Raw genomic sequence first — 12436 nt, forward strand, 5'->3', positions numbered from 1 at the left:
TCGGTCTTGGACAATTTATTTTAAGGTCATTGTATAGAATTAAAACAAAGCAATACAGCTTTCAGCTGCTTCTATAATATTCGATACATGCCAAAGTCATCTGCAACTGTCCGAGGCAGGACTACAATTAATATTTACTGTTTCTGCGATATAAGTGAAAAATGCTAGTTTCGGACGAGTTTTGCAGATGATAGTAGTTTTGCCTACTTTTGCCGAAACAAAAGTAGGTCGAACCGAAGGTTATAAACTGCAATTAAACAATTTCCTTTAAGCCCCCGTCTTATTGAATCTATAAATTTCAAATAAAAAAAAGCACCCCATCTGGAGTGCTTTTTAAATCTGTAAAATTACAAATTAGATATCACGTACTGCACCTTTCGAGGCACTGGTGGTATGCATCGCATACGCTTTGAGTGCTTTAGACACTTTACGAGGACGCTGTTCAGCAGGCTGCCAGCCTTTGGCTTCTTGGGCTTCACGACGTGCTGCCATGGTTGCATCATCCACTGCCAGGTGAATGGTACGGTTTGGAATATCAATTTCGATACGGTCGCCATCTTCAACCAGACCAATCGCACCGCCTTCTGCAGCTTCAGGCGACACGTGACCAATTGAAAGACCAGAAGAACCACCCGAGAAACGGCCATCTGTTAACAGAGCACAGTCTTTACCCAAACCTTTTGATTTTAAGTAACTGGTTGGATACAACATTTCCTGCATACCCGGACCACCACGTGGACCTTCGTAGCGAATCACGACGACATCACCCGCAGTGATTTTACCACCCAGAATTGCTTCAACCGCAGCATCCTGACTTTCAAACACACGTGCAGTTCCGTTGAATTTCAGGATTGAGTCATCCACACCCGCTGTTTTTACGATACAGCCTTCTAGTGCGATATTGCCATAAAGTACTGCCAAGCCGCCATCTTGCGAGAATGCATTGGCTGCATTACGGATCACGCCATTGTCACGGTCGCCATCTAAGCGTGCATAATAACGGTCTTGCGAGAATGCCGTCTGAGTCGGTACACCACCCGGCGCTGATTTGAAGAATTGATACACTTCTTCATCTTCAGTACGGATGATGTCCCATTTATCCAAGGCATCTTTCAGTGTTTTTTCATGAACAGTTGGAACAGATGTATCGAGTAAGCCTGCACGATCCAGTTCACCCAAGATTGACATGATGCCGCCGGCACGGTGTACATCTTCCATATGGACGTCTTGCTTCGCCGGCGCAACCTTACAAAGAACCGGCACATTACGTGACAAACGATCGATGTCGGTCATCGTGAAGTCGACTTCAGCTTCGTGTGCTGCTGCCAACAGATGCAGAACCGTATTGGTTGAACCACCCATGGAAATGTCTAAAGTCATTGCATTTTCAAATGCCGCTTTGGTTGCGATTGAACGTGGCAACAAGCTGTAGTCATTTTGCTCATAATGACGTTTAGTGATTTCAACAATCAGTTGACCCGCACGCTCGAATAATTTTTTACGATTTGCGTGGGTTGCCAGGGTTGAACCATTACCCGGAAGCGATAAACCAAGTGCTTCAGTCAGGCAGTTCATCGAGTTTGCAGTGAACATGCCTGAACATGAACCACAGGTTGGGCAAGCTGAACGCTCATATTCAGCGACTTCTTCGTCAGTGAAGCTGTCATCTGCTGCAACAATCATGGCATCGACCAGATCAATGGCTTTTTCATTGCCACGGATTTTGACCTTGCCCGCTTCCATTGGACCGCCAGAGACAAATACCACCGGAATGTTCAGACGCATTGAAGCCATTAACATGCCTGGGGTGATCTTGTCACAGTTCGAGATACACACCATCGCATCGGCACAATGGGCATTGACCATGTACTCGACCGAGTCTGCAATCAGATCACGCGAAGGCAATGAATACAACATACCGTCATGACCCATCGCGATGCCGTCATCGACCGCAATAGTATTGAATTCTTTGGCCACGCCGCCTGACGCTTCAATTTGACGTGCCACCAGCTGACCCAGATCTTTAAGATGCACATGACCCGGTACAAACTGGGTGAACGAGTTCACCACCGCAATAATCGGCTTACCGAAATCTTCATCTTTCATGCCGGTGGCACGCCATAAACCGCGTGCGCCAGCCATATTTCTTCCGTGTGTCGATGTTTTTGAACGATAGTCAGGCATTTTATATTTCCAACAAAGTTTGAGCTTGCAATGAATCGGGCAGATCCACTCTGGCTAAATCATACTGACAAGGAGCTTAAATCAGTTGAATTTTAAACCTATCATACTACAAGCCCTTGATTTACAAGATGGCCTTTTGGGTGTAGATGCAGGCAAAAATGTCTATAGAGAGGTTTGGATGATCTGACGATAAAAATTTCTTAATGAAATCTACTATACCGCCATCATCATCAGGACAATACAAAACTTTCATGAATAATTTTTACAATTTGCATGAGTTTTTTTTATATAAAAATTCCACTGAAATTCAAGCACTCACAGGCTCTATTCGATAAGTTTTTGCAACGATTAGGCTGAAATTTGGCTTTTGGCTTATAATAGCTTTTAAGTTTATTTGGAATTTCATGTGTGAAGATCATATTTGCAGGCACACCAGAATTTGCAGCGACTGCATTGGCTGCGCTGCTCAAAACCAATCATGAAATTGTGGCGGTTTATACCCAACCTGACCGCAAGGCTGGACGTGGACAAAAACTTACGGCCTCTGCAGTGAAGCAGCTGGCGCTTGAACACCATATTCCGGTCTATCAGCCTTTACATTTCAAGTCATCGACTGAAGAAGGTCTGGCGGCACAGGCGGAACTCAAAGCTTTAAATGCAGATGTGATGGTGGTGGCGGCTTATGGCCTGATCCTGCCACAAGTGGTTCTGGATACGCCAAAATATGGTTGCCTGAATATTCATGGTTCCCTGTTGCCACGCTGGCGCGGTGCAGCCCCGATTCAGCGTGCCATTGCCACTGGCGATGCCGAGACCGGTGTAACCATTATGAAAATGGCAGCCGGTCTGGATACCGGGGATATGATGTATAAAACACTGTGCCCGATTAGCGCTGAGGATACTTCTGCCAGCCTGCATGACAAACTGGCGCTGCAAGGTGCTGAGGCGATTGTGGCCGTGCTTGAATCGGAACAGACCTTACAGCACTATCTTGAGATTCGCGAAGTCCAGGATGAAAGCCTGACGGTTTACGCGCATAAACTATCAAAAGCTGAAGCACAAATTGACTGGACCCAGCCTGCAGCAGCCATTGACCGTAATATTCGTGCTTTTAATCCATGGCCGGTGGCATTTACCCCACTGGATGACAGCAACAATTTACGCATCTGGAATTCCTCGCTTTCTACGCAAAAGACAAGCAATGCCCTGCCTGGTGAAGTAATTGCTCTGGATAAAGACGGCGTGCATGTAATGTGTGGCGATCAAAATGCCATCTGTATCACCAATCTGCAATGGCCAGGCGGCAAAGCCCTGAATGCTGTTCAAATTAATCAAACTCAAAAACTATCGGTAGGATATAAATTCGCATGAGCCAAATTCAATCATCAGCTAAAAATTTGAATTTGCGCGCGCAAGTTGTAAAAACCCTATTGGCTGTACAAAATGGCCAATCACTTGCTTCTGTACTCAATCAACATATCAACATCGTCTCTGAGCGTGACCGTGGTCTTTATCACGAGTTAACTCTAGGCTGTTTACGTCAGTGGCATGGCCTGAAAGCCATCACCCTGCCGCTATTAACCAAACCTCTTGATAACCAGGCTCTAGAAAGCTGCTTATATTTGGGTTTGTACCAGATTCTATGTACCCGTATTCCGGCACATGCTGCGATTTCAGAAACCGTAACTGCTGCCAAACAGCTGGGCTTTGAACCTTTAAGCGGTCTGGTCAATGCGGTGCTGCGTCGTGTTTCACGTGAAACAGAAGAATTTGACCTGGCTTTAAATCAGGCGCATGGCCTGCCAAGCTGGCTCTACAAGCGTTTAAAGAAAGACTGGCCGGAACAGCTTGCCGAACTGTCACATGACTTGAAACAGATTGCACCGCTCACCTTGCGTGTCAATGTCAATCAGGTCAGCCGTGATGAATATCTGGAAATTCTGGAAGAAGAAGGCTATGAGGCACGTGCCTGTACTCTTTCCGAAGTTGGTATCGTTCTGGAACAGAATGTGCATATTCCGAACCTGCCAGGCTATGAAGCCGGTGGTTTCTCGGTTCAGGATGAACATGCTCAGCTGTGTGCGACCTTGCTTCCTGACCTTGAAGGCAAAGTCGTGGTCGATGCCTGCGCCGCTCCGGGTGGTAAGACTGCGCATATATTGGAAAAATATAGCCCGAAAAAACTGTATGCCATTGATCAGGATGCCAGACGTTTAGTCCGTGTGGCAGAAAATCTGGAACGTTTACTATTAACTGAATATGCCGACGTTGAAATTATCGCGGCTGATGCGATCACTTGGACAGCACCTGAGTCGGTGGATTGTATCGTGCTGGATGCACCATGTTCCGCAATTGGTGTGATCCGTCGTCATCCGGACATCCGTTTACTGCGTCATTCCACAGATATTCCGCAAACGGTACAGCTGCAAAAGCAGATTCTGGAAAATATGTGGCAGCAACTGAAAGTCGGTGGTACTTTGCTGTACATCACCTGTTCAATTTTGAAAGCCGAAAACGAACAGCAGATGGTCGAATTCTTTGCTCAACATGCCGATGCCAAAGAAATCAAGATCGAAGCCGATTGGGGCATCGAGCAGATTCATGGTCGTCAGTTGTTGCCGAAAGCAGATCAAGGCGATGGCTTCTTCTATTGCCGTATAGAAAAAACTGCATAAGTCATGCGTTTAAAATGAAAGGCAGCCTAAGCTGCTTTTTTTATGGCGCGTGATTTAGTGAATATATGGCTTATTGAATAAACTTAAAAATCACCAGACTGCTGGCCAATGCCGCCATGCCGCTCACCAATCCATAGACTGTTTCATGCCCTTCAGAATAGCGCTTTGCCGTCGGCAATAATTCATCCAGCGCCAGATAAACCATCACCCCGCCAATCACGCCAAAGATCAGACCATAGACGGTTTCACTCATATAAGGTGCCAGAATAAAATACCCGAGCGCTGCCCCTAATGGTTCGGCCAGGCCCGAAACCAGACTGGCCCAAAGGGCATAGTCTTTACGGCCGGTGGCCATATATACCGGCAAGGCAATTGCCACGCCTTCTGGTACATTATGAATCGCAATTGCCACCGCCAACGGCGCGCCCAAAGCCGGGCTTTCCAGCGTGGCAAAAAACGTCGCGAGTCCTTCCGGCAGGTTATGTGCGCTAATCGCAAACAGCGTCAGCATGCCGGTACGCAGTAATTGGGGTGAACTGACGCCCTTGGCAGAATGGGTTTCAATGGTGTCATGTGGATTCGGCACAAAGCGATCCAGCAACAACACCAGAACTACGCCCAGTAAAAAAGAAAAAGTGCCAAAGGCAAAACCGGTTTTTTCATCAAAATCCAGGCTAAAGGACGCGATCGATTTGTTCAGAATTTCGGTTAAAGAGACATAGATCATGGCCCCGGCAGCAAAGGCCAGACCAAAGGCCAGCAAACGAAAATTAGGTTTTTTTAAGAATAATACCAGTCCCCCACCCACCACGGTGGCCAGCCCGGCAAATAAAGTCACGGCAAAGGCTGTATAGACTTGTCCATCTGAAACGGAAATCATGTCAAAGCATCAGCCATTAAAAAAGTCATTATCATCAAGGATGATAATGACTTCCATTTATGGTAACAGTAGGTTTATGTGAAGATTTTTAGTCTTCTGGTTCTTCCGGATTTTTTGCCAGATGAATCACAGCCAGTACCAGACCACCCCATAATAAAACGATGGAGATGATCATCATGATTAGTGCAGATGTATTCATAGTCGCTCTCCTAGCTGTGACGGTCTTTGATCAGGCTGAACAGAATGGCACCCAGAATAAAGAATGCCATCACTCCTCCGCCTACCATCCATAGGGTACTGGCAGTATAGCCACCATAACCTTCTGCCATGATCGATTTCAGGGTCAGGCCCAATGCCAGCAATAATGACAACGGCGTGATCACCGTCAGCATGAAGTTCCAGCTCGTACCTAGTTTCACGCTGGCAAACTCATTCACATGGCCTTCCAGCTGTTTCATTAATGGACGACGGAACCACGACAACAGAATAATCGATAACAGACCACCACCAACAATACCGATGTTATTGGCAAAGTAATCGATGATATCGACAAAGGTAATGGCACTATGTGTCGAGAACATCAGGGTAGAAATCACCGCTGAACCACCCGCAATAATCGTCACTGACTTGTTCTTTGACCAGCCCAGTTTGTCTTGGAACGCAGCAATCGGAACTTGCAGGATGCTCACCATCGAGGTAATACCCGCCACCGTCAATGAACCAAAGAACAGGAAACCGAACAGGTCACCACCTGCACCTAAACTGGAAATGATTTTTGGAAACGCAATAAAGGCCAGACCAATACCGCCAGACACCACATCTTCAACTTTAGCGCCTGAACTGAACGCCATAAAACCAAGTGCTGCAAACACACCAATACCCGCCAGGATTTCAAAAGACGAGTTGGCCAGTGCCACCACGATCCCGGAACCGGTCAGGTTAGTTTTGCGTTTCAGGTAAGATGCATAGGTCAACATGATCCCGAAGCCCACTGACAATGAGAAGAAGATATGACCAAAAGCGGCTAACCAGACTTTATAGTTGGCCATCGCTTCCCAGTTCGGCGTGAAGAAAGCATTTAAACCATCGACTGCACCCGGTAAACGGACTGCCTGAATTACCAGGATCGTGAATAAAATCACCAGCAATGGCATAAAGATTTTATTCGCCAGTTCCACCCCTCGGCGTACTCCACCGTAAAGAATCAGCATGACTGCTGCCCAAACGACCACCAGACCAAAGAACAGTACAGGTACAAAACCGAGAGTCAGACCCTCGCCATTTTGCAGGTAAGTATTGAAGAAGAAGCCTTGGGTATCTGTGCCCCACTGCTGTCCAAAGGAATAGAACATATAGCTGCCGGCCCAAGACAAGACACTGGCATAGTAAATCCCGATCACCAGAGTGACCATCACCTGCCACCAACCCAGGGATTCGGCATTCATGAGTTTTTTATACGCCATAGGCGGCGCTTTGCGGAACTTGTGTCCGACCGCATAGTCTAAAAACAATAAAGGTAAACCTGCTGCGAAAATCGCAATCAGATAAGGGATCAGGAATGCCCCGCCACCATTTTCATAGGCAACATAAGGGAAACGCCAGATATTCCCCAAGCCAACGGCGGAACCAATCGCTGCAATAATGAATCCTGATCGTGCGGACCAATTCTCACGAGTTTCTGTCATAGAACACCTAAACTTTTAACCCCTTCAGATGCTGCTTGTTATGGTTATGGCGCAAGCAAAAAAAGAAGCATTTTCAATAATTTTGGGTGTTTGAATTAGAGGGCACCTTGTGGGCGTCGAATTCTAATGTACAAACAGGTCAGTAGGTCTTACATCTTGCTTAAAGTCTGATCGAAAAACTGACCTTGTAGATGATTCAACAATACTGACTTTTTTAAATTTTTTCTGTAAATTCTGCTTAAAATATTCGTTATTTATAATCTATTCGAATTAAGCGTTCAATAATTCTACGAAATAAGCCAGATTAAACAAGTTATATATTGACAAACTTTTTGGAATATATTTTTTCTTAAGTTTTACTACAGGGTCGCTGTTTCAAAAAATGTATTCCAAGACTCCAATCCAGCATCTGTTTTTAGATCATTATTTGAAGATGAAACGGCTCATACTAAGGCACATGACCAAGCTGTGATATGGGAAACAAAGTCTCTCATGGAACTTTGACCTCTTTAAAAGCCGGCTTAAATATCACAAGCAGATTTAAAACAAGCTGCCTGTGATATCGAAGCAATGAGTATTCTAAACTTAGGCTTTAATCACCAGCATGCGCTCTTCCTGCATGTCGCGAATGGCTGACTGAATTCCTTCACGACCCAGACCTGAATCTTTGACCCCGCCATAAGGCATGTTATCGACCCGGAAAGACGGAATATCATTGATAATGACACCACCGACATGCAGATGATCCCAGGCATACAGCATCTTGTTCAGATTCTGAGTATACACTCCAGCTTGCAAGCCAAAACGGCTGCGGTTGATACAGGCAATACCGGATTCGAAATCAGCATACGCTTCCAGAATTGCCACCGGGCCAAAGGCTTCATCACGGTAGATTTCCAGACTGTGGTCTACATTTTCCAGCAAGGTCGGTGCGAACATCACACCATTCAATTCGCCTCCAATCAGGATTTTCGCGTCTTTTTTCACGGCTTTATCCAGCCATTTTTTCAGGCGTTTGGCTTCATCTTCCTTGATCATCGGACCAACCAAGGTTGTGCTCAGATTCGGATCAGCGGCTTTAATCGTTTTCAGTTTCGCCAGCAGTTTGTCCTTCACTTCAGTATAAATCTGCTGATGCACCAGAATGCGTTGCACACTGATACACACCTGTCCGGCATGGTTATAAGCGCCACCAATCAGACGGTTAATCAGCGCATCGTTAATTTCGGTATCTGGTTCAATCATGACAGCAGCATTGCCACCCAGTTCCAAGACCACTTTTTTGCGTCCGGCACGCGCTTTCATATCCCAGCCTACCGCATCGGAACCGGTAAAACTGAGTAATTTAAAACGCTCATCAGTGACCAGTAGATCGGCCAGCTCTCGCGGACAGGGCAATACCGAAAAGGCACCTTGCGGTAAATCGGTTTCCGCCAGAATTTCGGCAATTTTTAAGGCAGAAATAGGGGTTAGACTCGGCGGTTTCAGCACAAAGGGACAACCGGCTGCAATCGCAGGAGCAATTTTATGCGCGGTCAGGTTTAAAGGAAAATTAAACGGACTGATCAGAGACACTGCACCAATTGGCACCTGCTTCACAATACCCTGATAACCGGATGCTGCCGCAGTCACGGCCAAAGGCAGCATACGTCCCTGATCAACCTGGGTCACGGCATCTGCGGCAATCTGAAAGGTATTAATCAGACGCTCAACTTCAGCTTCGGCCGCTTTACGCGGTTTACCGCCCTCTGCAATCAGAATTTCGGTCAGTTCTTCATGAATCTCACGAAAACGGCGTACGCAATGCAGCAGAATTTTCTGTTTCTGGAACGGCTCTAAGGCAGCCATTTCGGCTTCAGCATCTACGGCAGACTGAATCGCCTGTTCCAGTGTGTTGGCATCTGCCAAAGCGACACGGGCATACAGTTCGTGGTTATATTTATGTTTGACCTCTAGCCATTCACCCGTCTGAGCCACCTGACCGGCGACATATAATGCATACTCTTTCGCTTGTTGTGTGCTTCTCGCTACCATCTTATTGTCCTGCAAAATCTAAGGATATACATTTTTGAAATTCTCTATATCATGCACTTGCTACTCCATATTAAGAAGATGCTTTTAAGTAACCAGACACTTCCAATTTTAATAAAGCTTTAGGGAATAGAGCCATGCGCGCAAAAATACTCACCACCTTATTCTTCGGTTTTGGACTCAGTACGCTCAGTCATGCAGATGTGATTGGCGTGAAAGCGGATCTCAGCTACTGGGATTTTGACGGATATAGCCAGGATAACAATTTCAAGCATGAGCTGGATCGACAAGGTACAGCACAACTATCTGTCGCTGTAGAACATCCGGTACCGTTATTGCCAAATGCCAAGATTAAATACGTCAATCTGGACAGCACCAGCGAACAGAGTTCTCCTGTCAATGCCTCAGATATCGAGCTGAACAATATTGACTATATTCTGTATTATGAATTGCTAGATACTATTGTGCATGCGGATATAGGCGCAGGTTTAACCAATCTGGATGGTACGGTGGAAAACCGGACTGCCGGCGCTTTCACGCAATACGATCTGGATGAATACAGCCCACTGCTCTATGCAACAGCCGGGGTTAAATTACCCTTTACCGGACTGAGTGCCCAAGCAGAAGCGGTTTACAGTCACGGCAGTGATACCCGAAAGACCGATGTACAAGCCGAACTGCAATATGATTTCATTGATAATCTGCTGGTCGATGTCGGTGCCAAAATCGGTTATCGCCTCATGCAGGTAGATTTTGAACAGGATCAACGTCCAGATTTACAGCTGGAATTTAAAGGCCCTTATATCGGTCTAGATGTGCATTTTTAATGCAATACAACTGGTTAAGCTTGCACAGCTCAATTTCTCTGCGCTGATGTAAGCCAAAGCGTACAGCAATAACCGCAATCTGCTGCTAGTGCGCCACCGGGATGTGTATTACTTTATAAACATAGAGAGCAGGATGCTCCAGAAGACCTAAAAACAAGAATAACATCGCAACACCAGGACGTGAGGTACGACAGGAGTTATACCTAAATCACGAGATACGAAAAAGCCCCGACAGGATGTCGGGGCTTTTTTTTCTGCCTATTATTTTATTTATCATTGCTTAACAGTTCCGAGCTAAAACTCCAACATTGTAAGAATCTCCTTGTTGTTAAGCTAAAAATCCTCACATTTTTTTGGGAACAGCAATCATGGTAAAAAAGGTCCTCTTTATTACATCCAATCAAGGCATTGAACATGATGAACTGACTGAGCCTTTAAATTTTTTAAAGTCCAAAGGTTTTGAAGTGATTCATGCTGCAGAAAAAAATGAAGATGTAGCCACTGTCAAAGGTGATACCAAAGCTGCTACCCAATATACGCCTGATACCAGTTTTGACCATGTCGACCTGAATGATTATGATCTGTTGGTGATTCCAGGTGGTACAGTCAACGCAGATACCTTAAGAATTAATCAGGATGCCCAGAAAATTATTCAGCACTTTGCCGACAATCACAAACCGATTGCGGCGATTTGTCACGGGCCATGGGCCTTAATTGATGCAGATCGAATTGAAGACAAGAATCTGACCTCGTATAAAAGCATCAAGCTGGATCTGGAAAATGCCGGCGGAAAATGGGTCGATGAAGAAGTGCATCGCTGTAATACCGGCGACTGGGTACTGATTACTTCACGGAATCCGGATGATCTTCCGGCCTTTAATGAAGCCATTTTAAAAGAACTTGAAGGCGATGCTGCTTAAGCTCATACCATAAAAAGAGAACCTCAATTGTGAGGTTCTCTTTTTGCTTTAAACAGTTCCGGTCAAGCTTTTTAGATAAACCATCACTTCTTTATTGCCTGCCATTTCGGCCAGTTCTAGTGCCGTATGCGGACTGCGATGGGCAATATCTGCACCTTTGCTAACCAGAAGTTTGACTACGTCTAGATGATCATTTTCAGCGGCGGCCTGTAAGGCGCTATAGCCTTCTTCGTCGGCAGAGTTGACGTCCAGACCTTCCTGTAGTGCCTGTTCGACCTGTTCAACGTCGCCTAAAGATGCCCAGTACACTAGTTCAGGAAGATGCAGTTCGTCGTCATCTTCAGGGATTGGGGAGAATGAGTTGAGTTTCATTTATTGTCCTACAACTATATAAAGTTAAATACAAAAATAATTTTAACTCTAAAAAAATAAAGATTTCACTGTTCCTGCAAAACTAATACATCCAATTATAGAAGTAATCAACCAGTGTTCTTTTGCTAACTCAACCAAGACGATAGGATGAACCCCATTTCTTGCTATCCAATTTGCTTGTGTTTTGATTGAACCATCTAAAACTCGTTCAAGTATATTAGACATTACATCAACTTTACGTAAGGTTGACCGATGTAATTTTATAAAATCTTTATTAATAAAAGCTGCTGCCTCTTCTTTTCCATTTAACATGTCCTTACCTGTAATTTTATTTAGCTCACATATGCTATGTAAACGGCCATTATCTCCATGAGATGTATATCGAACGGTATATAAACTAATTAAAAGTCTAGCCAAATCAATTTTTCTGTCATCATCAACTAAATGTGGTTTTCCGCCTAATACCTTAAATCGGTGTTCAATTGCTTGAAATCCATAATTAATATCTCTCATATTCCAATGTAAATAGTAACTACCTTTATTTAAAGCTAAATATTGGAAAAACTCAGTTAATATTCCTTTTTCTAATTTATCGTAAGACTCAGATATCTTTTCTAAGCTAATATTTTTTTGTTCAGCTGTTTTATGTATTGAAAATGAATGGGTTTGACCAGAATCAAAATTCCTGATTGCTATAGATGTAATTCTAGGTGTTCTACCATCTTGAATATCGTAAAAAGATTCACATGAGTAGGGTGTGTTGACACTTTTAGTTTAAAAAAATAGCGAAGTAGTAAAATCAAATCGCCAAACCCAATTTTACTATTCGCTATGCCTCGTACCATGCTGACAGATCAACACT

Annotated in this window: 11 protein-coding genes; 4 read left to right on the forward strand and 7 right to left on the reverse strand. The window is 44.8% G+C overall.

Annotated elements, in window-relative coordinates:
• Positions 1 to 354: 354 nt before the first annotated feature.
• Positions 355 to 2184 (reverse strand): dihydroxy-acid dehydratase, encoded by a 1830-nt coding sequence (ilvD, locus tag ACTL4S_RS13315; protein ID WP_081401705.1) that lies wholly within the window; start codon positions 2182 to 2184, stop codon positions 355 to 357.
• 408 nt (positions 2185 to 2592) lie between these two features.
• Here ilvD and fmt point away from each other — a divergent pair, with 408 nt between their 5' ends.
• Together fmt and rsmB are read left to right on the forward strand one after the other, a co-directional pair.
• Positions 2593 to 3555, forward strand: coding sequence for a methionyl-tRNA formyltransferase (fmt, locus tag ACTL4S_RS13320; RefSeq protein WP_441299501.1), 963 nt, complete (start codon positions 2593 to 2595; stop codon positions 3553 to 3555).
• Positions 3552 to 4859 carry a 16S rRNA (cytosine(967)-C(5))-methyltransferase RsmB gene (gene rsmB / locus ACTL4S_RS13325; protein WP_441299502.1) on the forward strand — a complete coding sequence of 436 codons (1308 nt, stop codon included), beginning with the start codon at positions 3552 to 3554 and terminating at the stop codon, positions 4857 to 4859. The genes fmt and rsmB overlap by 4 nt, the downstream gene beginning before the upstream one ends.
• 70 nt (positions 4860 to 4929) lie before the next feature.
• Here rsmB and zupT read toward each other — a convergent pair whose 3' ends face one another.
• The 4 genes from zupT to ACTL4S_RS13345 form a co-directional block, all read right to left on the reverse strand.
• Positions 4930 to 5739 (reverse strand): zinc transporter ZupT, encoded by an 810-nt coding sequence (gene zupT, locus ACTL4S_RS13330; RefSeq protein WP_441299503.1) that lies wholly within the window; start codon positions 5737 to 5739, stop codon positions 4930 to 4932.
• Between the two features lie 88 nt (positions 5740 to 5827).
• A complete protein-coding gene (locus tag ACTL4S_RS13335) occupies positions 5828 to 5938 on the reverse strand; it encodes a methionine/alanine import family NSS transporter small subunit (RefSeq protein ID WP_004647694.1) in 111 nt (36 codons plus the stop codon).
• Between the two features lie 10 nt (positions 5939 to 5948).
• On the reverse strand, positions 5949 to 7424 hold the full coding sequence (locus tag ACTL4S_RS13340) for a sodium-dependent transporter (RefSeq protein ID WP_253145355.1): 1476 nt from the start codon (positions 7422 to 7424) through the stop codon (positions 5949 to 5951).
• 585 nt (positions 7425 to 8009) lie between these two features.
• The gene (locus tag ACTL4S_RS13345) at positions 8010 to 9458 is read right to left on the reverse strand and encodes an aldehyde dehydrogenase family protein (RefSeq protein ID WP_153566269.1); all 1449 of its coding nucleotides are present in this window, start codon (positions 9456 to 9458) and stop codon (positions 8010 to 8012) included.
• A gap of 134 nt (positions 9459 to 9592) precedes the next feature.
• Here ACTL4S_RS13345 and ACTL4S_RS13350 point away from each other — a divergent pair, with 134 nt between their 5' ends.
• Together ACTL4S_RS13350 and ACTL4S_RS13355 are read left to right on the forward strand one after the other, a co-directional pair.
• Positions 9593 to 10282, forward strand: coding sequence for a TIGR04219 family outer membrane beta-barrel protein (locus ACTL4S_RS13350; protein WP_441299504.1), 690 nt, complete (start codon positions 9593 to 9595; stop codon positions 10280 to 10282).
• Positions 10283 to 10650: 368 nt separating this feature from the next.
• Positions 10651 to 11202 (forward strand): type 1 glutamine amidotransferase domain-containing protein, encoded by a 552-nt coding sequence (locus ACTL4S_RS13355; protein WP_441299505.1) that lies wholly within the window; start codon positions 10651 to 10653, stop codon positions 11200 to 11202.
• Positions 11203 to 11250: 48 nt separating this feature from the next.
• On the opposite strand, the gene ACTL4S_RS13360 is transcribed toward ACTL4S_RS13355, so the two are convergent.
• Together ACTL4S_RS13360 and ACTL4S_RS13365 are read right to left on the reverse strand one after the other, a co-directional pair.
• Entirely contained in the window at positions 11251 to 11574 is a 324-nt protein-coding gene (locus ACTL4S_RS13360) for an ankyrin repeat domain-containing protein (RefSeq protein ID WP_441299506.1), read from the reverse strand.
• Positions 11575 to 11622: 48 nt separating this feature from the next.
• Positions 11623 to 12087 carry a hypothetical protein gene (locus ACTL4S_RS13365; RefSeq protein WP_441299507.1) on the reverse strand — a complete coding sequence of 155 codons (465 nt, stop codon included), beginning with the start codon at positions 12085 to 12087 and terminating at the stop codon, positions 11623 to 11625.
• Positions 12088 to 12436 lie beyond the last annotated feature (349 nt).

Origin of the sequence: Acinetobacter lwoffii (assembly GCF_052078135.1) — a bacterium.
Classification (GTDB): Bacteria; Pseudomonadota; Gammaproteobacteria; order Pseudomonadales; family Moraxellaceae; genus Acinetobacter; species Acinetobacter lwoffii_Z.

What these genes read in the sequence shown, in the direction of transcription:
- ACTL4S_RS13355 (WP_441299505.1), top strand. Translation starts at nt 10,651, where the DNA reads ATGGTAAAAAAGGTCCTCTTTATTACATCCAATCAAGGCATTGAACAT.
- ilvD (WP_081401705.1), bottom strand. Translation starts at nt 2,184, where the DNA reads ATGCCTGACTATCGTTCAAAAACATCGACACACGGAAGAAATATGGCT.
- rsmB (WP_441299502.1), top strand. Translation starts at nt 3,552, where the DNA reads ATGAGCCAAATTCAATCATCAGCTAAAAATTTGAATTTGCGCGCGCAA.
- zupT (WP_441299503.1), bottom strand. Translation starts at nt 5,739, where the DNA reads ATGATTTCCGTTTCAGATGGACAAGTCTATACAGCCTTTGCCGTGACT.
- ACTL4S_RS13340 (WP_253145355.1), bottom strand. Translation starts at nt 7,424, where the DNA reads ATGACAGAAACTCGTGAGAATTGGTCCGCACGATCAGGATTCATTATT.
- ACTL4S_RS13350 (WP_441299504.1), top strand. Translation starts at nt 9,593, where the DNA reads ATGCGCGCAAAAATACTCACCACCTTATTCTTCGGTTTTGGACTCAGT.
- ACTL4S_RS13360 (WP_441299506.1), bottom strand. Translation starts at nt 11,574, where the DNA reads ATGAAACTCAACTCATTCTCCCCAATCCCTGAAGATGACGACGAACTG.
- ACTL4S_RS13365 (WP_441299507.1), bottom strand. Translation starts at nt 12,087, where the DNA reads ATGAGAGATATTAATTATGGATTTCAAGCAATTGAACACCGATTTAAG.
- ACTL4S_RS13345 (WP_153566269.1), bottom strand. Translation starts at nt 9,458, where the DNA reads ATGGTAGCGAGAAGCACACAACAAGCGAAAGAGTATGCATTATATGTC.
- ACTL4S_RS13335 (WP_004647694.1), bottom strand. Translation starts at nt 5,938, where the DNA reads ATGAATACATCTGCACTAATCATGATGATCATCTCCATCGTTTTATTA.